Source organism: Mongoliitalea daihaiensis (genome assembly GCF_021596945.1).
Lineage (GTDB): Bacteria > Bacteroidota > Bacteroidia > Cytophagales > Cyclobacteriaceae > Mongoliitalea > Mongoliitalea daihaiensis.
Genome location: NZ_CP063779.1, coordinates 2,524,607 through 2,546,595, shown reverse-complemented (window position 1 = coordinate 2,546,595; position 21,989 = coordinate 2,524,607). Strand labels below are relative to the sequence as shown.

Below are 21,989 nucleotides of genomic sequence, written 5' to 3'. Positions count from 1 at the left end.
TTTATTTTTATCTCCTATGGGTCAATTAAGAAAACTTGCTGGTCAGACGGCTATTTATGGTATCAGCAGCATTTTAGGACGCACAGTAAACTTTTTACTCATTCCTTTATATACGGCCTATTTGTCTAAGGAGGGTATGGGGGCATATACGGCCTTATATGCTAACATTGCACTCTTTAATGTAGTTTTTACCTATGGCATGGAGACTACCTATTTTCGATTTGCCACGGGAAAGGGTTTAGACCCAACCAAAGTTTACCACCAAATACAATCGCTGCTTATTACGAGTTCATTGTCTTTAGGTGCACTAATTTATTTTTCCGCACCTTGGTTTGCCGAAGTCTTAAATTATCCAGGACAGGAGTATCTTTTCCGTTGGATCGCTTGGATTTTGGCTATTGATGCAATCTTGGCTATCCCATATGCGAGACTTCGAAAAGAGAATAAATCGTTACAATTTGCTCTAACCAAATTTTCCAATATTCTAATCAATGTAGGACTAAATATCCTGTTCATTGTCGTTTTTAAAAAAATACACTTAGGGGATTGGCTTCCCGGATTGCAAGAAATCATCAGTAAATTCTACCAGCCTGATTGGGAGGTAGAATACATCCTTCTGTCCAATTTGATAGCCAACGCTCTGATGGTCCCTGTACTATTCAAATATATGGGGGGCTTTAGTTTCCAACTTAACAGAAAATATCTCTCCCCTATGTGGCACTATGCATTTCCCTTACTATTTATGGGGTTGGCAGGAGTAGTCAATGAAGCTATGTCAAGAAATTTATTTGAACATCTTATTCCAAATGATTTTTACCCAGGCCTAACAGGTAGAGAAGCTGGAGGTATTTTCGGTGCAAATTTTAAGTTAGCCATCTTAATGAACCTGATAATTCAGGCATTCAAATATGCTGCAGAGCCCTTCTTTTTCAATCAATCTACGGATAAAAATAGCCCAGCCCTCTTTGCAAGAGTCATGCATGTATTCATTCTCTTTTGCAGTACGCTGATGATTGCTGTATCTGTGAATTTGGGTTGGTTAGGTAATTTATTATTAAGAAATGAAGGTTACAGCAGGGCTACCTACATCGTCCCTGTGTTGTTAATGGGCTATTTGCTACTTGGCATTTATTTTAATCTCAGCATTTGGTTCAAACTCACAGATAAAACCAAGTATAGTTTTTACATCACCTTTATCGGCGCAATTGTCACCATGGTAATTCTACTTGTGACTATTCCAAGTTTAGGATTTATGGGCGGCGCCTTGAGTACACTTGGCTGTTACTTAGTCATGAGTATCCTATGCTATTGGTGGGGACAAAAGCATTTCCCTATCCCCTATCAAACGGGAAAAGGCGTTTTCTATCTATTCTTAGCATTTGTGTTTAGCTATGCTGGATACTATGTTTCGTTAGAAAATCCTTTAGTGGAATTTATACTACAAAACAGTTTCATAGTTTTATTTGTAGGGATCGTTCTGATCATTGAAAAAAAAGAGCTTCAACAAATCATTCAACAGGTAAATCAAAAAAAATCATGAACGTAAAAGTTATTAATCGCTCCAAGCATTCCTTACCTGCCTATCAAACAGCTGCATCTGCTGGCATGGATCTACGAGCCAATTTGGATGAAGCAGTCCTATTGCAGCCATTGGAGAGAAAATTGATAGGTACAGGCTTATTCATAGAGTTGCCCGTTGGATTCGAAGCACAGATCCGTCCCCGCAGCGGTTTGGCATTTAAGTATGGATTGACGGTTCTAAACAGCCCCGGTACCGTGGACGCCGATTATCGGGGAGAAATCAAGGTTCTTTTGGTGAACATTTCCAATCAACCCTTTGAGATCAACGATGGTGAGCGAATTGCCCAGATGGTCATCGCTAGACATGAACAAATCACTTGGGAAACCACGGAATTCTTATCAGACACTGAACGCGGCGCAGGAGGCTATGGGAGTACAGGAAAATCCTAACCCTAACAAGTTTTAATATTTTGCTAAACAAAAAGGCATTAAGTTTGCGTTAGAATTCGGAAAGGTATGTCCTGGAGCGCAGAATCATACCCTTAATCTCATAACCAAATATTCCCTACGAGTGAAAATCCTTCAGATTAGTATATTTTTAATCATTTGCTTGACTGCACCTTCTATGCTTTCTGCCCAAAAACTTTCCAGGAAAGAAAAAAAGCAGGAATTGGAGCAATTAAAAGCAAACCGCCTTTTCATTGACGGACAGCGTTATATGATGCTGGAGGACTTTGATAGAGCCTATTTTTATTTCAAAAAAACCCTCGAGCTAACACCACATGAGGCTGCTCCCAATTTTAAAGTCGCAGAAATACTACTGCGAGCTAATCAAGTAGATGAGGCATTAGCCTATGGAATGAAAGCAGTAGATGCCGACCCAAGCAATAAATATTATAGACTGGTTATGGCTGAGGTTTTTACCAAACAGGGTCAACCGGGGAAGGCAGCAGAAATTTTGGAAGACTTGATGGCCAATACTACAGAAAATCAAAATTATATCTTGGATTTGGCATCCTTATATCTCTCCGCAGGTGACTTTGACAATGCCTTAAGTGCACTGGATAGAGCTGAGGATTACTATGGGGTAATTGATCAGCTGATTTTTCAAAAGCAGCGGATTTACTTGCGAAGGAATAACCTGAAAGCGGCTGTAGAAGAAGGTAAAAAGCTCATCAACTCCAGTCCTGGCAATGCTCAAAATGTCATCAGTCTGGTAGAAATCCTCTTCAACAACGGGAGATCACAAGAAGCCATTGACTTAATTGAAGATAATCTAAAAGCGTACCCCAATCAGGCTGAATTACAAATGGCAGCTTATGCACTTTACCGCGAACGAGGAGACGTTGCTACAGCCGAGGATTTTATCAAAACCGCCTTTTCCAACCCAGATCTGGACCCTGCTATCAAAGCGAAAGCCTTTGCAGAAATCTTGCAGGAAATGAAAACTGAACGAAGAGAACGCTTATTAGATACCCTTGAAAAATCAATGTTGGAATTAAATTCCAATGATGCCGATGTCAATACAGTAGTGGGTGACCGTGCATTTTTCGCAGGAAATAAAGAACAGGCCTTAGCATTGTATCGGACATCCTTGCAGATAAATCCTGCCAATGCACAAGTCTTGCAAGGAGTCATCACCAATCTCTTTGAATCTACTCAGGATTTTGAGACTATTGAAACCTACACAATTATAGCAGTTGATGAATTCCCTGAAAGACCTGAATTCTGGTTCTTTGACGGTACTGCCAAGTTGGCCCAGAAAAAAGGAGAAGCCGCCGTTGAATCATTGGAAAAAGCAATAGAAATCAACCGTGGCAGAAATAAACAACTGGATTTACTCGCAATGGCTTCTTTGGGTGATGCCCTTCACCAAGCAGGAAAAAAAGAAGAAGCATTTAAAATGTATGATAAAGTCCTGACAGAAAAACCAGACGATGAGCACGTATTAAATAACTATGCATATTTCCTATCCCTTTCTAAGCAGAATTTAGAAAAAGCGAAAAAAATGTCTGAAGGTCTGGTGAAAAGATTTCCTAAAAACGCCACGTATTTAGATACACACGCATGGGTTCTATTTCAATTGAAAGAATACGAAGATGCCCGCAGTTTTATGGAGCGTGCTCTAGCGAGTGAAGAAAATCCTAGCGGTATAATGTTTGAACATTATGGTGATATTCTATATCATTTAGGCAAACGAAATGAAGCGATGACCTATTGGAAGAAAGCAGAAGGAGGAGATGACATCTCCGAATTTTTAAATAAAAAGATCAGAGATCAAAAGTACTATGACTAAGGTGAGTTTGCGAGGATTATTACTATCCGGATTGGTATTTTTCTTTTTCTCATGTGCCAAAAAACCAAACCTGTATACTTCGGATGAAATCATGCAGGAGTTTGAGGGGATTTACTTTGATTTTGAGTACCTAAGTTCGAGAGGTAGAATTGTATTGGAGGAATCCAATGGAAAAGTAACAAAAGGAACAATCAACTTTCGAGCAAAAAAAGACAGCGTGATCTGGTTTTCAGTCACGCCTGGATTGGGATTGGAAGCCCTCAGGGGCATTGTTACCAAAGACTATATCAGAATCAAAGATCGCCTGAACGGTGAGGATATAAATATGAGTTTTGCTGAAATGAAAGACCGTTTCGATTTGAATCTTTCATTTGATTTGATTCAAAACTTGGCCTTTGCAAATGTGCCACATGAGTTTAGCTACAGGGATCGTCTCATTAGGATCGGGAGCAACTTTGACTTAACACAAGTACGGGATGGTGTGAGATACCAGTCCAAAATAAGCACGAGTCATGGAAAAGTTACCGAACTTACGAGCAACTCTATCAATGATAAAGGGGGACTAATGGCTAGTTATGTTACCTTTGAGGATGTGGATGGACAGCCATTCCCCAACAACATGCTGTTCAAATTAATCCTTGGAGAGGGTGCTGAGGCTCAAAACACGGTGGTCCATATGGAGATCTCCAGAATCGAACGGACGTCAACTTCTTTGAATTTCCCATTTCAGTTTAACTAATGAAGAAACTTTTTATTTTCTTGTTTTTGCTATGCATAGGCTGGATGGCTGAGGGACAAAACATCGTTCAGACCAGAAAATCTCGTGTAGAATTAGAAAAGGAAAAAGCAGAGATTCAAAAAAAGCTACTGGAGTTTGATCAGATTCTTAAAAAAACTACTGAGACCAAAAAAGTGTCTGTGGGCCAGCTAAATGCCGTCACCAAGCAATTACAGGCAAGGGTCACTTATATCAGCACCTTAAGCAGAGAAGTCAATTTAATTGATCGGGAGATAGCAAATACCGAATTTAAAATCAAATCTTTGGAAAATGAGCTCTCCAGTCTTAAGGAGGAATATTCCAAAATGATATACACCAGTGCCAAGTTGAATCAAGGTTTGACGATAACCGCTTTTGTATTTAGCTCTACCACATTCAAGCAGTTCTACATGCGTTTGAAATACCTCAAACAGTATTCTGATGCCCGTAAAAAGCAAGCAGCGCAAATTGAAAAAGTTACGGAAGAATTGGTAAATGAGCGGACAAACTTGGCCAAGAAAAAAGAAGAAAAGCAGCAAGTTCTCCAAAAAGAACAGCAACAAAAACGGGAATTGGACAAGGCCAAACAAGAACAGCAAGGCATTGTTAATTCCTTGAATAAACAAGAACAAGAACTTCGGAGACAAATTGAAGCTGCTCGTAAGCAGCAGGAAAACCTGAATCGATTGATTCGATCCATCATTGAAGAGGAAATCAGACGAGCGGAAGCCGAAGCAAAAAAAGCGAATTCCACTGCTTCCAAAGCATCGGGTAGCTCAATTCCTTTGACTCCGGAAGCAGCAGCTCTTTCAAGTTCTTTTGCAGGTAACCGAGGCAAATTACCTTGGCCTGTAGAATCAGGTTTTGTGTCGAAGCGATTTGGGAATCAGCCCCACCCAACTTTGAAAGGTGTGGTAGAACCAAATGATGGTATTGACATCCAAACCACTCCTAATGCTGGTGTGCGCGCTGTCTTTGACGGAGAGGTTGTGAAAGTTGCCACAGTTCCGGGCTACGGAGGCACCATTTTGATCAAACATGGGGAATATTACACTTTATACAGTAAACTCAAGGTTATTTCTGTAAAAACAGGTGATAAGGTCAAGGCCAAGCAAGTGATTGGGCAAGTGTATACCAACAAAGACGGAGTGTCTGAAATGCATTTCGAAACATGGAAAGGACTTTCTCCTATGGACCCGTCTGGTTGGCTGGCAGGACGCTAAAATAAAATATCCTTATATTTACAAAAAAACGAACAGTTGTGCGTCGCTTTCTTTTGTGTTAGCTACGCAGTTCTGTATCTTTGCAAGGAATATTCATCTAAAACAGATCTATTATGACTACATTAGGATTTATCGGAGGAATGAGCCCAGGTTCTATGATTCTCATCCTATTCGTGATTCTTCTTTTGTTCGGAGCAAAAAGAATCCCTGAATTGGCAAGAGGATTGGGTAAAGGAATCCGTGAGTTCAAAGATGCCACCAAAGACATTCAAAATGATTTGGAGGAAGGACTCAACGATAAAAAGAAAAAAGACTAACGCTTAGCAATTATTTTGATTTTGGAAAAATTTCTTTCTTTTGACGATATACAAAAATCGCTGGAGAATGGGGAAACCTCTGTGACCACGATTGTAAATTATTATCTCCAAAATATTCAGACGAAGGCGCATCTCAACGCCTTCGTTGAAGTTTATACGGAATCAGCCATGGAGCAAGCAGCTTTGGTTGATCAAAAAATCTCTGAGGGAAAAGCAGGCCGATTGGCAGGTATGGTAATAGGCATCAAAGACGTCTTGGTCTATAAAGACCACGAAGTCAATGCGTCTAGTAACATCTTAAAAGGCTTTGTATCTCAGTTTACTGCTACTGCTGTACAACGGTTGATAGATGAAGACGCTGTCATCATTGGCCGTCTGAATTGCGATGAGTTTGGCATGGGTAGCTCCAACGAGAATTCTTGCCATGGTAAAACCCTGAATGCAGCCGATGAAACCCGTGTACCTGGTGGTTCTTCGGGTGGTTCTGCCGTAGCCGTTCAAGCTAATCTTTGTACCGTTTCCCTCGGAACAGATACGGGAGGTTCTGTCCGTCAGCCTGCAGCTTTCACCGGATTAGTTGGAATAAAACCTACGTATTCTCGCGTTTCCCGTTGGGGTTTAATAGCCTATGCCTCTTCTTTCGACACTATCGGCATTTTTTCTAGAAACGTCCGTGACAATGCCTTGGTAATGGAAATTATGGCAGGCCATGATAATTTCGACAGTACCTCTTCCAAAAAACCAGTACCTCCCTACAGTGAATTACTTCACTTTGATAAGCGAGTAAAAATAGCCTACCTAAGAGAAACCATTGAATCGCCCGCTTTGCAGTCGGAGATTAAAAAAAACACTCTTGCATTGTTGGAAAAACTTAAAAATGAAGGGCATGAAGTGGAAGAAGTGGAGTTCCCTCTATTGAAATACGTATTACCAACTTACTATATTCTTACAACTGCAGAAGCAAGCTCTAACCTATCGCGTTTTGATGGCGTAAAATACGGGTATAGAACCAGCGGTGTAAACAGTTTGGAGAATATGTACAAAAAAACTCGTTCTGAAGGTTTTGGAGAAGAGGTGAAGCGAAGAATTATGTTGGGTACATTCGTGCTGAGTGCCAGCTATTACGACGCCTATTTCACCAAAGCTCAAAAAGTACGTAGACTAATCAAAGAGTTTACTGAAAACTTATTGAATAAATTTGACTACATCATTATGCCAACAACGCCTTCCACAGCGTTTAAGTTTGGAGAACATAGCAATGATCCGGTAGCCATGTATCTGGAAGACTTATTTACCGTTCAAGCGTCCGTTTCAGGCGTACCCGCTATATCAATTCCTAATGGCATAGATGAAAAAGGCCTTCCTGTAGGAATTCAAATCATTGCAAACTCCTTCAAAGAGGCTGAATTGTATGCTTTCGCAGACTATTTGATGGATATCAATAAACCTTAAAATCAATGTGCATGAAAACCAGCTTATTCTTCTTCGTTTTGACATGGATGATTGTTGTCATTTCTGGTAAGGATTCGCTTCATGCACAAGAACTTTATGGGATAAATGAAACTGCCATACAAGAACAACTCCTTCAAGCAGTTTATAATTATGATTATATTCCTGATTTTACCTACGAGCAGGTAGAAAAACGCGTTCGGAAAATGGAGACAAGTATGTCTTTTGAGCTCAATGAACGTATTTTTTCATTTATCAATTACTTTGTGGTGCGCAACAGGGATTATACCCGTATGGTTATGCAACGAAAGTATACCTACTTCCCACTTTTTGAGAAAACACTGGAAGAACACGATATGCCGGATGACATCAAATACTTAGCAATTATTGAGTCTGGTCTCAATCCGAAAGCAAAGTCTAGAGTAGGTGCTATGGGGCTTTGGCAATTTATGCCGGCTACAGGCAGAATGTATAATTTACATGTTAACAGAGACATAGACGACAGGATGGATCCTGATATGTCAACAGAAGCAGCTGCTAAATATCTAAAGTCTCTCTACCGCATGTTTGGAGACTGGGAATTAGCACTAGCGGCTTATAATTGTGGTCCTGGTAATGTACGGAAAGCAATCAGCAGATCTGGTGGTAAACGGACATTTTGGGAAATTTACAATTGGTTACCTAAGGAGACGCGAGGTTATGTCCCTCAATTTCAAGCAATGATGTATATCTTCCGTTATGCAGACGAACACAACATCATTTTAGAGAACCCCACCTTTCCGATTGCCTACGATCGAATCAAATTTAATCAAGAAATCGATTTGGAGCAGTTAGCTCAATTAGCCGACATCTGTTTGAGTGATTTAGAATACTTAAATCCATCCATTCAAAACAAATTGATTCCAAGTTCGAATCAACATATGGCTGTGAGAGTCCCAAAAACAAAATCTACCTACATTGCTGAAAACAAATCGCTCTTCAAGGAAGCGATCGAGTTACAACCTGAACGGGCTGTTGCATTGCGGACTAGTTCTTCTACTGGTGCAAATACTATCACCAACAATTCGGCTACTGCAGGTAAGGAAAGAATAGCCTATAAAGTACGATCAGGTGATGTTTTGGGTAAAATCGCTTCCAATCATGGAACTAGCGTCCAAAATATAAAAAACTGGAATAACTTGAATTCCAACACTATCCGTGTGGGACAAACACTTTATATTTATACCAATCAGTCATCCTCTCCCACGCTTGCCGATAACTCACCCAGCGGAAATCCAAAAGTTTACACCGTACAACCAGGTGATTCCTTGTGGACTATTTCCAAAAAATCCAGTGGACTAAGTGTGGAGCAAATCAAACAATTAAACAATTTACAAAACACGAACATTAAGCCAGGGCAAAAATTAATCATCGGATAAACTAATTTAATAGTAAAATACTTTTTATTCACCCTCCGATTATTTACCTTAGAGCGGATAAACTCATGTGTTGCAAATCAAACTCATCAAAAGTTGTCGGTCATAAAAATCCGAAGCAATAAGAGCTTATCTAGAATACAAGGTCGCCTCTGTTCAATAAAAAAAATACTCTCATGAAAAAAATTCTTAATTTAACTAGTGTTTTATGCCTACTGCTATTGATAGGTATGTTTAGTGCCTGTGATTCCAATGATGAAGAAGGATCTTCCTCAACCAAGCCAAAAGCTAGAGGGGCAATTGGGGAGATCATTTTGGCTATTGATTCTGCTAAATGGCAAGGACCTGTAGGTCAGGCATTGCGTGAAGTCTTCATGGAAGATCAAAAAGGGCTCATCCGAGACGAATATATTTTCGATATTCGAAAAGTAGATCCGCGTGGGATGACCCGTATCCTTCGAATGGCAACTAATATCATATACGTTACCACTTTTGATGATAGAAGTTCGGCAAGCCAAAGTATCAATGCTACCTTTTCAAAGGAAGCGAAGGAAAAAGCAGCTGCTGATCCAACCTTATACATGCTCAGAAGCAAGGATGAATTTGCACAAGGACAAGAAGTAGTTTACCTTTTTGGAAGAGACGAGGAAAGTTTGATCAAAAACATCCGTGAAAACAAGTCAAGACTTCAAAATCTATTTCAAGTCAGAGAACGAGGGCGCTTAGAAAAGCTTTTATTGGCACGCAAAAACTCCGCCGCCAAGGTAGCTGGTAGAGACTTAGGCTTGGAAGTGAATGTTCCAGCCTCGTATCAAATAGCCAAAGCAGAAAATAATTTTTTATGGCTAAGGCAACCTACTCCCCGTTCGGATAAACCCGATATCAGTATGTTTTTTTACAGTACCGATTATACCTCTGAGGATCAAGTGTTTCCTGAAAATGTACTAGCGCTCAGAGAAAGTATTACCAAACAGCACATCTTTGGAGATCCAAGCAATCGCAACTCATACATTGTCACTGAGCGGGTAGACCCTAGTCCTGCATTTAATAACTTCAAAATAAATGATAATTTTGCGGTCGAAATTAGAGGAGGTTGGAAGACCAACAATCTAAGCATGGGAGGATCTTTCCTAGGTTATTTGTTGGTCGACAATGAAAAAGGAAAAATGTACTACATGGAAGGCTTTGTGTATTATCCAAATGAAGCGCATAGAGAAGCTATCCGTGAAATAGAAACCATATTACTCGCAACAGAAATCACGAGTCAGATGAATCAAGAATAGAAACTATCAAACAATAAACCTATATGGCAATAAAAATCCGTAAAGAGGACGCTCTAAATTACCACACACAAGGAAAACCCGGAAAAATTGAAGTGGTCCCAACCAAACCACTTTCCAGCCAATTGGATTTAGCTTTAGCTTATTCCCCTGGTGTCGCGGAACCTTGCTTAGAAATCAAAGAAAATAAGGAAAACGTTTATAAATATACCGCTAAAGGAAACTTAGTAGCTGTTATCTCTAATGGAACAGCTGTATTAGGTTTAGGTGATATAGGGCCTGAAGCTTCGAAGCCAGTCATGGAAGGGAAAGGTGTTTTGTTTAAAAAGTTTGCCGGTATAGATGTATTCGACATTGAAATTGATGAAAAGGATCCAAAAAAATTAATTCAGATCATCAAATCCTTGGAACCCACCTTTGGAGGTGTCAATTTAGAGGATATTAAAGCTCCTGAATGTTTCGAAATTGAAACAACATTGAAACAGGAAATGAAAATCCCGTTGATGCATGATGATCAGCACGGAACTGCCATTATATCGGGAGCGGCCTTGCTAAATGCTCTTGAAGTCGTCAACAAAAAAATCGAAGATATCAAGCTAGTAGTCAATGGTGCTGGTGCATCAGCTGTTTCTTGTACCAGATTCTATATGAGTTTAGGGGTAAAGCAAGAAAACATCGTGATGTGCGACCGTGATGGTGCTATCCGTGCTGATCGCGAAGTCTTGGATGATATCAAGAAAGAATTTGCTACCACCCGTGATGTCCATACCCTTTCTGAGGCACTGATAGGTGCAGATGTATTTCTTGGACTATCTGCAGGTAATATCATGGAGCCAGAACAAATCCAGCAAATGGCAGAAAATCCGATTGTATTTGCTTTAGCAAATCCTAATCCGGAAATAGCATATGATTTAGCGATGGCTACACGTGATGATATCGTGATGGCTACAGGTCGATCAGATCATCCTAATCAGGTAAATAATGTATTGGGATTCCCTTATATCTTTAGAGGAGCTTTGGATGTGAGAGCCACAAGTATCAATGAAGAAATGAAGTTAGCTGCCGCTAAGGCCATTGCTGCTTTGGCAAAAGAACCTGTTCCTGAGATCGTAAACAAAGCTTATGGTGATCAGAAACTAGCTTTTGGAAGGTTTTACTTAATTCCAAAGCCATTCGATCCGCGTTTGATAACTACGATTGCCCCTGCTGTCGCAAAAGCAGCCATGGAATCTGGGGTTGCCAAATATCATATAGAAGATTGGGAGGCTTATGAATTGGAATTGCAAGAGCGGATCGGTATTGATCAACGATTGATGCTCCGTGTGATTACCCGGGCCAAAAAGGATCCGAAACGCGTCGTATTTGCAGAAGCCGATAATGTTAAAATACTCAAAGCCGCTCAATTACTTTGGACAGAAAAAGTGGCAACTCCTATCCTATTGGGAAATATGGAGAAAATCGATAAGATCATCGAAGAAAATGGATTAGATCTGACAGGCGTAACCATCATTGATCCATTCAAAGAAGAGGAAAAGCTTCAACAATATGCTGAAATTCTGCATCAAAAGCGTCAAAGAAAAGGCTTAACTCCTCGTGAGTGTTTACGCCTGATGAGGGATCGGAACTATTTTGGAGCAATGATGGTGGAATTAGGAGAAGCAGATGCGTTGATTTCAGGGTTGACCAAAGATTACCCAAAAACTATTCTCCCTGCACTCCATGTAATTGGCGTGAAAAAAGGAACAGACCGTGTCGCGGGGATGTACATTATGAACACCTCCAAAGGTCCTTTCTTCTTCTCCGATACGACTGTTAATGTAAACCCCACTGCGGATCAATTGGTAGAGATTATTGGATTGACCGCCAAAGGAGTACGATTCTTTGACATAGAGCCAAGAGTTGCTGTTTTATCTTATTCAAACTTTGGGTCTGCCAAAGGTGAAATTGCCAGCAAAACGGCAGAAGCTACTATAAAGGCCAAGGAAAAATATCCAAACCTCATCATTGAGGGAGAAATGCAAGCAAACGTTGCCCTCAATGAAGAAATTCAACGGGAAAACTATCCTTTCTCTTCTTTGATCGGTCAAAAAGCTAATACGTTGATTTTTCCTGATTTAAGTTCTGGAAACATTGCATACAAGCTACTTTCTGAATTAGGAAATGCAGAGGCAATTGGTCCAGTACTCTTGGGAATGAACAAACCTGTTCATATATTACAGCTCGGTAGCTCTATCCGTGAAATTGTTAACATGGTGGCTATCGCAGTTGTAGATGCACAAAGCAAAGAACAATTATGATCGCCTATCTGAAAGGAAAATTAACCTACAAGGATCCAACATTTGTAATCATCGATATCAATGGTGTCGGTTATCAAGTAAAAATCTCCTTGCAGACCTATTCAAAAATAAAAGATGAGGAGCATATCATGCTCCTCACTTTTTTACATATCAAAGAAGATGCACATACGCTGTATGGGTTTAAGGAAGAGACCGAAAAGAAACTTTTTTTACATTTACTATCCATATCTGGTGTCGGCCCCAATACAGCGCTAATGATTTTATCATCCTTGGATTCCGAGGAACTTGAAGTTGCTATCATTCAAGGAGATGTGCGAATCATCCAAAGCGTAAAAGGTGTCGGTGCTAAAACAGCGCAACGCATCATCTTAGAATTAAAAGACAAAGTTGGAAAAGAGTCAAGTTTAGACCCTACGAATCTTGGAAAAGGTTTTGATGTCTCGCATACGAATTTGAGGGAAGAAGCGTTACAAGCCTTGGTTACTCTTGGATTTCCAAAAGTTGCTGCCGAAAAAAATATTGCTTCCGTTCTCAAAAAAACAGGCCCAAATATTTCCTTGGAAGAATTAATTAAGGCATCTTTAAAGACAACTTAACATACTTTAACTTACAAGTCTTTTGCATTACCTCGATGTTTTTTTGAAAGACAGTCCACCAAAGCTCCCAACAAAATGGTTCGTCTTGTTGGTGTGTATATTTTTGTTTAGTTGGAACGGAGGACAAGCCCAACAAATCAATTCTGATAGTCTGAGAATCAATCAAGTAGACTCTCTAGAAAGGATTCGGCTCAGAATACTCGAACGAGCACAGCAAGATTCTTTAGCCAAAGTTAAAATAGATTCCTTGGAAAAGGCTCGCTTAGACTCTTTAGAACAAAGGACTAGAATACCTTCATACTTACTTTGGCCTACCTACCGCACCAATCCATTGTATCCAAATACCAATCCTTACAATCCCAATTTTTCACCTTTTTACCCGAATCCATCTTTCAATCAACGGGTGCAAGTGGATATGGATTCTACAATTCGTTATACTATCAAAGATGAATTAGACAGTGGCGCAGTCAATCAGGGAGTACGCTATGATTTTGATGAGTTTTCAAGAATACAAGAATACAAAGTAAGACAAGATTATTGGAGAAGCCGATCAAGAGGAAGGGATGGCAATAGCCCGGTAGGTGGCTGGGATTTGATTCCTCCCATGGTAATGACACCGGAATTTGACAGGCTTTTTGGAGGAGATGAGATCAATATCGTACCCAATGGATTTGTAAACTTAGATCTAGGCGGTATTTTTAGAAGAATTGACAACCCAGCAATTCCTATTCGACAGCAACAAAACGGAAATTTCAATTTCAATCAACAAATCCAAATGGCCGTAACCGGCAACATTGGAGAAAAAATCCGCTTAGGTGCCAATTTCGATTCCAACAATTCCTTTGATTTTCAAAATCAACTCAAATTGGAATATGTAGGTTTTAAAGAGGATATTTTGAAATCTGTTGAAATAGGTAATGTAAGCATGCCTGTACAAAACAGCTTGATTCAAGGTGCCCAAAATCTATTTGGCGTCAAAACGCAAATGCAATTTGGAAACTTATTTGTCACGGCGGTTGCCTCCACTCAGCGTGGCAGAAGGGATGAACTAGTCCTAGAGGGTGGAACACAGGGTAGAATGTTTGAAATTCAAGGTTCTCAATACGATGAAAACAGGCACTTTTTCCTTGGTCACTTCTTTAGAGATAACTACGAACGCTGGTTGAGAGGCTTACCTCAAGTACTTTCAGGGGTAAATATCACTCGAGTGGAAGTTTACATTATGAACCGGGCCAACAATACAGAAACTCTAAGGAATTTCATGGCTTTTATGGATTTGGGGGAAGGGAGAAGAATTTTCAAACCTGACAACCCCAATATCGGACAGGGAAATCCTTCGGCGCCTGCGGGGAATGATGCAAATTTACTTTTCAGAAATCTAGCCAATAACCCAGCTTTTAGACCTTTCGACACTGGTTCAGGAGCTATTGAAAGCAACTTAAATATCATCAGAGGAATTGATTATGAACAAGTGAATGGTGCTCGAATGCTCGCACCTTCAGAGTTTATTTTTAATCGGGAATTGGGGTATATCAGTTTAAATAGAAGACTCCAGAATGACGAAGTACTTGGAGTATCCTTTGAGTATACATTCAATGGGCAAGTATTTAAAGTAGGTGAACTATCCGAGGATTATCAGAGTAGACCGGCCAATGAGGTGATTTACTTAAAAATGCTTCGCCCCTCTCGGATCAATATCCGAATCCCTACCTGGGATTTGATGATGAAAAATATCTATAACCTGAATGCCAACCAAATTCAGCAAGACGGATTTCAGCTTCAAATAATTTATCGAGATGACCGGACGGGTCTAGATAATCCTACGCTACTAGAAGGTGAAAATGTACGAAACAGGCCACTGATTCGATTGATGGGGCTAGATCGATTGAATCCTCAGAATGACCCTGCTCCTGATGGTAATTTCGACTTCATTCCTGGCATTACCATCTTTCCTGATAGAGGTTTGATTGCGTTTCCTGTGCTTGAACCGTTGGGGAGAACTCTCAATGATTTGTTTTTGCCAAATGAGGCCAACTTAGCTGAAAAATATGTCTTTGACACCCTTTATCGTACTACCTTAGCTGATGCAGAACTTGTCACACGATTGGATAAATATTTCATCAAGGGACGTTTAACAGCCGGCTCTGCTTCTGAAATTTTATTGCCAGGTTTAAATATTTCACCTGGTTCTGTTATAGTTTCGGCAGGAAATATCCCCCTGACAGAAGGTGTTGACTACACGGTTGATTACAATATAGGCCGCGTAAATATCATCAATGAAGCTATTCTCCAATCTGGAAAACGAATTACCATTGGTTTTGAAAAGGCTGACTTAGTGTCTTTCCAAACCAGAAGTATGCTTGGGACTCGATTGGATTACATGGTTAATTCCAAGTTAAATATTGGAGGTACTTTCTTATACCTTAACGAACGTCCCAATATCACAAGAATTGCCGTTGGTTCGGAAACACTCCGAAACAGCATGTGGGGCTTGGATGCTAATTACAATGATGAATCGCGCTTTTTGACAAAATTGGCTGATGCTTTACCATTTACAAATACCAAAGAGAAATCCATCGTTCAGTTTAGCGGTGAATTTGCCCAACTCTTACCGGGAACCTCTGTTCGCGTACAAGGTGAGCCAGCAATTTACATAGACGATTTTGAGACAGCAATTACCCCGTTTGGCTTAGGAAGTGCAGCCGCTCAAACATGGAATCTTGCAGCCACACCAAAAACAGACAATGACGCCTTTGACCTCAGTAACCAAACTGAAGACCGACTCGGAAATGCTTATCGGCGAGCAAAAGTGGCTTGGTACAATATTGATAATATTTTTTACAGAGAAGGGGGTCCTGGAGTTCCTGGAAACCTTTCACGAGAAGACCGCCAAAATCACTATGTGAGAAGGGTAATCCCACAAGAAATTTTCCAGCAGCGGGATCGAGATCAAATCATTGTACCAGAACCTTTATTTGAACTTGCTTATTTTCCTCATGAGCGAGGAATGTACAATTATAATCCAGGGTTGACTACAAATGGCTTGCTTCCAAATCCTAGACAAAATTACGGGGGAGTTACAAGAGCAATCACTACAGAAGTTGACTTTGATCGTACCAACATAGAGTATATTGAATTTTGGTTATTAGATCCTTTTATTGAAGGACAAAATGGACGCGTTTTGGATGGAATTTTCAATCAAAACAACACCACTGGAGGAGTTTTAAGATTCAATTTGGGGGAAATTTCTGAGGATATTATTCGTGACGGAAGACACGGATTTGAAAATGGTCTCCCGGCTGACGGTAATCCATTAGATGCTAATACAACTGAATGGGGGCGTATTACCAGAAATCAATTCTTGCTTCCAGCATTTGACAATTCCCCAGAAGCACGAGCCAATCAAGACGTAGGCTTGGATGGTTTACGCAATGAAGATGAAGCTGCGTTTTTTAGGGATCGCTTTATCAACCGCCTCAATGTTAGCCAGCAGGCCTTGCAACAAATCATTCAAGATCCTTCTGCGGATGATTTCAGGTATTACTTAGATGAGGCATTCGACAGAGAAGATGCTAAAATTTTGGAAAGGCATAAACTTTTCAACGGTATGGAAGGCAATACGCCTATTGGAGGAAATGTCAATCTTGGATTCACTCCTGCCGGTTCAAACTTACCAAATAACGAAGATCTCAACAATGACAATACCATTAATGAGTTAGAAGCTTACTACGAATATGAAATCGATTTGAGACCAGGACAGCTGGAGGTAGGAAGAAACTACGTCGTAGATAAGGTTACTACTGCACCAATCAACGGGCAACAAGTCGATTGGTATTTGTTCCGAATACCTATTAGAACACCTGATAGAGTACAAGGAGATATCAACGGGTTCAAATCAATTCGCTTTATGCGGACCTACTTGACAGATTTTGAGCAGCCAGTGGTTTTGCGTATGGCAAACTTTAGGTTGGTAGCCAGTCAGTGGCGTGTATTCCAAGAATCTTTGTTTGAAAGAGGGTTTTTCGAAATACCAGAGCCTGACAATTCAAACCTAGTTGTGGGTGTAGTCAATATTGAAGAAAATAGCCAAGGTGGACCTAACCAAAGTCCCTATGTACTTCCTCCAGGAATTGTGAGAGATCGTGATAACTTAGCAGCAGTAGAACGACAGCTTAATGAGCAGTCCCTAAGACTGTGTGTAGACAATCTTCAAGCAAGGGATGCTAGAGCTGTTTTCAAGAACACCAACTCCTTGAATTTGGTACAATATGAGCGCCTTAGGATGTTTTTCCATGCTGGTTCTCAAGATGCACAAGACGGGGAATTAACAGCTTTTTTAAGGCTGGGGACGGATTATACTGACAATTATTATGAAATAGAGGTCCCTCTTTTAATTACACCTCCCGGCACTAGAAATCCACGGGAAATCTGGCCATTGGAAAACGAAATCGATATAGCAATCTCGGAAATCGTAGGTGTTAAGGTAGCCAGAGATGCTCAACGAGTACCTTTAAATCTTGCTTTTACCCAAGATATCAGACAATATAAAGTTACTGTTGTAGGTAGACCTGAGCTCAGTTTGATTCAGGCCTCTATGATTGGGATCCGAAATCCAGGTGAAACTGGTACCGCATCGAGGTCCGTTTGCATTTGGGCTAACGAGTTACGTGCAACCGGTTTTATTCAATCCAGCGGTTGGGCTGCAAATGCTATACTAAATGCACAAATTGCAGATGTAGCGACGATTTCTACCTCCATTAGGCACAGCACAGTGGGTTTTGGAGGTTTGGAAACTAGACTTTCACAAAGAAGTCTAGCAGACATGACTCAATACGACGTTTCTGCCAATGTCAGTGTAGAAAAGCTTTTACCAGAAGGTCTTAACATGACAATCCCAATGTACGTAAGTTTGGAAAACTCCATCATGCGTCCAGAATTTGACCCACTCAATCCAGATGTACCATTAGATTTGGCCTTGACTAAGTTTGATACGGATGCTGAGCGAGCAGCTTATCGTGAGCTAGTATTGGATCAAGTTAGGAGAAGAAATATCGGTTTTTCCAATATCCGTAAAAATCGAAATCCAGAAGCAAGCGGAGCTCCCAAACCTTGGGATATTAGTAATTTTTCGGTGTCTTACGCCTATGGTTCTATACGACAAACCAATATAAATACCGAAAGCTATGTTTTTGAAACGTATGTTGGGAATGTAGCTTATGTATATCAGCCTAAACCATTGGTTTTGGAACCATTTAAGAATGCCACGTGGACTGGAGGAGATAAATTTAAACTAGTTCGAGATTTTAATGTCAATTTCGTACCGAGCTCTGTAGCAGTAAGAGCAGATTTTGATAGGCGATTTATGCGAACCCAATTCCGAAATGACCAGCTAGGAACCGAAGGGGTTGATCCATTCTTTCAGAAGAGTTTTTTTCTCAATAGAACATACAATGTCAATTGGGATTTAACCAAAAACCTTAGAGTAGACTTTTCGAGCAGAGTATTAGCTGTGATTGATGAACCCGAAGGAGATGTAGGCAGAGACATTGCGCGGGACTCCATTTTAGTCAATCTGAGAAACTTTGGCCGTCCAACCAATTATAGTCATAACCTTAATGCTAACTACAAGGTGCCTTTCGATAAGATAGAAGCTACCAACTGGATTAATGCAAATTATCGCTATGCTGCAAATTATGCTTGGCTAACAGGTGCCATTGGTCAACGAGATACTCTCGGAAACGTAATCCAAAATACACGTGAGCAAACATTGGATGGGAAACTGGATTTTGTAAAGTTATATAATAAAAATGCGAAATATCGGGCACTGAATGCACCCCGAAGACCTAGTATCCCAGGCCGCCAAACAGTCAATGCAGAGGATACGATTGGAACTCCATTCACGAGAAGGCTCATTAAATTTGTTACGATGGTGAAGGATGTCAATTTCAGGTACTCCTTGGTAGAAGGCACCTTCCTTCCTGGGTTTATGGAGAACACAGGTTTGATGGGACTTGATCGAAGTTTCCTTAATCCTGGATTGGGTTTTATCTTCGGTGCACAAAACCCTGGAGTTCGGAATGATTTTGCTGATCGTGGGATCATGGCTCCAAGTCCAGAACTCACTCAGCAGTTCCGCCAAAATATGACTAGGAACATTAATGTCAATGTATTGGCAGAACCCTTTAGAGATTTTAGAATAACGTTAGAGGCAAAAAAGAGAGAAACGGGAGAATACTCGGAGATATTTCGGGCATCGGAAGCTGTTCCAGGACAATTCAATTCTTTAAGCCCCAATCGATTGGCGGGTTACAGTATTACATATTCTATGATCCGGACAACCTTTGCACGAGATGACCGTAACAATAACTCCCCAATTTTTGATAGGTTTGCCAGTAACCGTTTCATCATTCAAGATCGATTGAATACTGCCAACCCAGGGGGTGAATTTTCTGCCAACGGCCAAGATGTTATGACATTGGCTTTTCTTTCAGCATACTCAGGAAGAGATCCTAACACCATTGAATTGAATCCTTTTCCCCAAATACCTATTCCAAACTGGCGGATAGATTATAAAGGTCTATCCAATATTCCTGCCCTTAGGGAGTATTTTTCAAGTATCAATCTATTACATGCTTACAGGTCGAGTTACGAAGTGAGTAATTTCAGCAACTCCCTACTCTATCAAGATGGGTTGGAGTTATTTAACCGCGTAAGGCAAATTCCAGGTGCCACCTTAACCAATGAGTTTGGTGAGTTTATCCCCGTGTTTATCCTCAATCAAGTAATTTTGACAGAAGGATTCTCCCCGTTAATACAAGTAGACTTGTTGACCAAAAGCAGATTAAACATCACCATGGAATACAATACTGAACGAAACCTCGGACTCAATTTCTCCAACGCTCAAATCACCGAACAAAGCAGCAGAGATTTTGGATTTGATTTAGGCTATACCAAAGCAGGCGTAAAAATTCCTTTCAAAATCCAAGGAAGACAGGAAGTATTAAAAAATGATCTTCAGGTTCGGATAAACACCCGTATAGTGGATACCCGACAAATCCAGCGAACATTAGAGGAGGGGTCTACTGTTACAAACGGAAATCTCAACTTACAAATCAAACCGACTGTGAGTTATATCATAAACCAAAATCTGAATATTCAGATTTACTTCGACAGAATTGTCAATGACCCAAGGGTTACCACTGCCTTCCGTAGAAGTTCTACGGCCTTTGGTGGACAATTACGATTTAATTTATCTCAATAGGTTTTTAGATTTATTTTATCCTTGTATTTTTGGAGACCTTAAAAAAATGAACATGAATTTTCCTCAAGAATTAAAGTACACCAAAGACCATGAGTGGGTACGAATCGAAGGCGATATTGCTACTATTGGCATCACAGAATTTGCTCAAAGAGAATTAGGAGACATTGTATATGTAGAAGTGGAAACTGTTGGAGATCTTTTGCCGACAGGCAGTATTTTTGGGACTGTAGAAGCTGTAAAAACTGTTTCTGACCTTTTCATGCCTTTAGAAGGCGAAATCATTGAAGTCAATGAGGAGTTAGAGTCTTCTCCAGAATTAGTAAACGAATCTCCTTACGAGAGTGGCTGGATGATCAAAGTGAAAATCACAGGCGACCTTCCATCTGATCTTCTGAGCGCAGAGGAATATAGTGAGCTGATTGGTGCCTGATAAAGAACGAATTAAATTATACTTTGCAATAGGTTGGCTCTTGCTAGTCATCCTATTGCTTCTGACACCAGGTAATACTCTTCCCAAAGGGCCATCCATTCCCCATTTAGACAAAATCGCACATATCGGTTTATTTGGGGTTCTTACCTTTCTCTGGGTTCAAATTGGAACACTGGATGAAAGAAAAAAAATAATTAGGAGAAAATTATTGACTAATTTGTTAGTATTTACAATTATTTTTCCTATATTTGTTGAGTACGTTCAAGCATATGTCCCCAATAGGTCATTTGAGTATGAAGACATTGTTGCCAATTTGATTGGTGGAACAATTGGGTTTATTGGTTTTATAATTTTATATAAGGTGAAGCCTTCACTTGTATAAATCAAAATTAATAACTACAATTGTTATTCGTAACCGTGAAATTATTAACCTTTATAAAGTACAACCATGGAAGCTAAAAAGACGCCACAAGCGGATTTATCCAAGAAATCAGGAATGTTCCTGAACTTGGGTCTTCTAGTCAGTGTTGGACTCGTTCTATTTGCTTTTGAATACAAGTCTTATGACGATCGTAATTTAAAAGATTTGGGACAGTTGGACGTTGAAATAGAGGAATTGTTAGATATCCCAATCACAGAACAACCACCACCTCCACCACCACCAGTGGAGCAACCGGTAATCCAAGAAATTCCGGATGAAGTTGAAATCGAAGAAAAGATTGAAGTAAACTTTGACGTTGATGTTAAAGAAGAAATGGTCATTCGAGAAGTAGTCATTGCAGATGCTCCAGTCGTAGAGAAAGCAGACGAAATTTTCGACGTTGTAGAAAATGCACCCGAATTCCCAGGAGGTATGGAGGCATGGTATCAGTACTTATCTAAAAACTTGAAGTACCCTACTCAAGCAAGAAGAATGGGTATCGAGGGAACAGTATACGTAGTCTTTGTAGTAAATACAGATGGATCTATCCAAGATGTTGAGCTACTAAGAGGTATCGGCGGAGGCTGCGATGAAGAAGCTATCAGAGTAGTTTCTTCTGCACCAAAGTGGTCCCCAGGCAAGCAAAGAGGAAGACCTGTAAGAGTACGAATGAGACTCCCAGTGAGATTCAAATTAGGATAAAAAAAAAGAGGGATTTTCAATCCC

General features: G+C 40.2%; 15 protein-coding genes. All 15 read left to right on the top strand.

Going from position 1 to position 21,989, the window contains the following annotated elements; genetic code table 11:
• Window positions 1-16: 16 nt before the first annotated feature.
• Window positions 17-1,540, top strand: coding sequence for a lipopolysaccharide biosynthesis protein (locus tag IPZ59_RS10730; protein WP_236136043.1), 1,524 nt, complete (start codon window positions 17-19; stop codon window positions 1,538-1,540).
• A complete protein-coding gene (dut, locus tag IPZ59_RS10725) occupies window positions 1,537-1,971 on the top strand; it encodes a dUTP diphosphatase (RefSeq protein ID WP_236136042.1) in 435 nt (144 codons plus the stop codon). The genes IPZ59_RS10730 and dut overlap by 4 nt, the downstream gene beginning before the upstream one ends.
• A gap of 121 nt (window positions 1,972-2,092) precedes the next feature.
• Complete coding sequence (locus tag IPZ59_RS10720) at window positions 2,093-3,817, top strand: tetratricopeptide repeat protein (RefSeq protein ID WP_317208005.1); 1,725 nt, start codon at window positions 2,093-2,095, stop codon at window positions 3,815-3,817.
• Entirely contained in the window at window positions 3,810-4,556 is a 747-nt protein-coding gene (locus IPZ59_RS10715) for a DUF4292 domain-containing protein (protein ID WP_236136041.1), read from the top strand. The genes IPZ59_RS10720 and IPZ59_RS10715 overlap by 8 nt, the downstream gene beginning before the upstream one ends.
• Window positions 4,556-5,797: a murein hydrolase activator EnvC family protein gene (locus IPZ59_RS10710; RefSeq protein ID WP_236136040.1), complete on the top strand. Its 1,242-nt coding sequence runs from the start codon at window positions 4,556-4,558 to the stop codon at window positions 5,795-5,797. The genes IPZ59_RS10715 and IPZ59_RS10710 overlap by 1 nt, the downstream gene beginning before the upstream one ends.
• Window positions 5,798-5,910: 113 nt before the next feature.
• On the top strand, window positions 5,911-6,114 hold the full coding sequence (gene tatA, locus IPZ59_RS10705; RefSeq protein ID WP_236136039.1) for a twin-arginine translocase TatA/TatE family subunit: 204 nt from the start codon (window positions 5,911-5,913) through the stop codon (window positions 6,112-6,114).
• A gap of 21 nt (window positions 6,115-6,135) precedes the next feature.
• The gene (gene gatA, locus IPZ59_RS10700) at window positions 6,136-7,566 is read left to right on the top strand and encodes an Asp-tRNA(Asn)/Glu-tRNA(Gln) amidotransferase subunit GatA (protein ID WP_236136038.1); all 1,431 of its coding nucleotides are present in this window, start codon (window positions 6,136-6,138) and stop codon (window positions 7,564-7,566) included.
• An 11-nt stretch (window positions 7,567-7,577) separates the two neighbouring features.
• Window positions 7,578-8,981 (top strand): transglycosylase SLT domain-containing protein, encoded by a 1,404-nt coding sequence (locus tag IPZ59_RS10695; RefSeq protein ID WP_236136037.1) that lies wholly within the window; start codon window positions 7,578-7,580, stop codon window positions 8,979-8,981.
• A gap of 173 nt (window positions 8,982-9,154) precedes the next feature.
• Window positions 9,155-10,261, top strand: coding sequence for a DUF4837 family protein (locus tag IPZ59_RS10690; protein ID WP_236136036.1), 1,107 nt, complete (start codon window positions 9,155-9,157; stop codon window positions 10,259-10,261).
• Between the two features lie 23 nt (window positions 10,262-10,284).
• Entirely contained in the window at window positions 10,285-12,555 is a 2,271-nt protein-coding gene (locus IPZ59_RS10685; RefSeq protein WP_236136035.1) for an NADP-dependent malic enzyme, read from the top strand.
• Window positions 12,552-13,151 carry a Holliday junction branch migration protein RuvA gene (ruvA, locus tag IPZ59_RS10680; RefSeq protein WP_236136034.1) on the top strand — a complete coding sequence of 200 codons (600 nt, stop codon included), beginning with the start codon at window positions 12,552-12,554 and terminating at the stop codon, window positions 13,149-13,151. The genes IPZ59_RS10685 and ruvA overlap by 4 nt, the downstream gene beginning before the upstream one ends.
• 103 nt (window positions 13,152-13,254) lie before the next feature.
• Complete coding sequence (gene sov, locus IPZ59_RS10675; RefSeq protein WP_449560094.1) at window positions 13,255-20,412, top strand: T9SS outer membrane translocon Sov/SprA; 7,158 nt, start codon at window positions 13,255-13,257, stop codon at window positions 20,410-20,412.
• 52 nt (window positions 20,413-20,464) lie between these two features.
• Window positions 20,465-20,842 (top strand): glycine cleavage system protein GcvH, encoded by a 378-nt coding sequence (gene gcvH / locus IPZ59_RS10670; protein WP_236136033.1) that lies wholly within the window; start codon window positions 20,465-20,467, stop codon window positions 20,840-20,842.
• Window positions 20,835-21,224, top strand: coding sequence for a VanZ family protein (locus IPZ59_RS10665; protein ID WP_236136032.1), 390 nt, complete (start codon window positions 20,835-20,837; stop codon window positions 21,222-21,224). Before gcvH ends, IPZ59_RS10665 begins: the two co-directional genes overlap by 8 nt.
• A 66-nt stretch (window positions 21,225-21,290) precedes the next feature.
• Complete coding sequence (locus IPZ59_RS10660) at window positions 21,291-21,965, top strand: energy transducer TonB (RefSeq protein WP_236136031.1); 675 nt, start codon at window positions 21,291-21,293, stop codon at window positions 21,963-21,965.
• Window positions 21,966-21,989 lie beyond the last annotated feature (24 nt).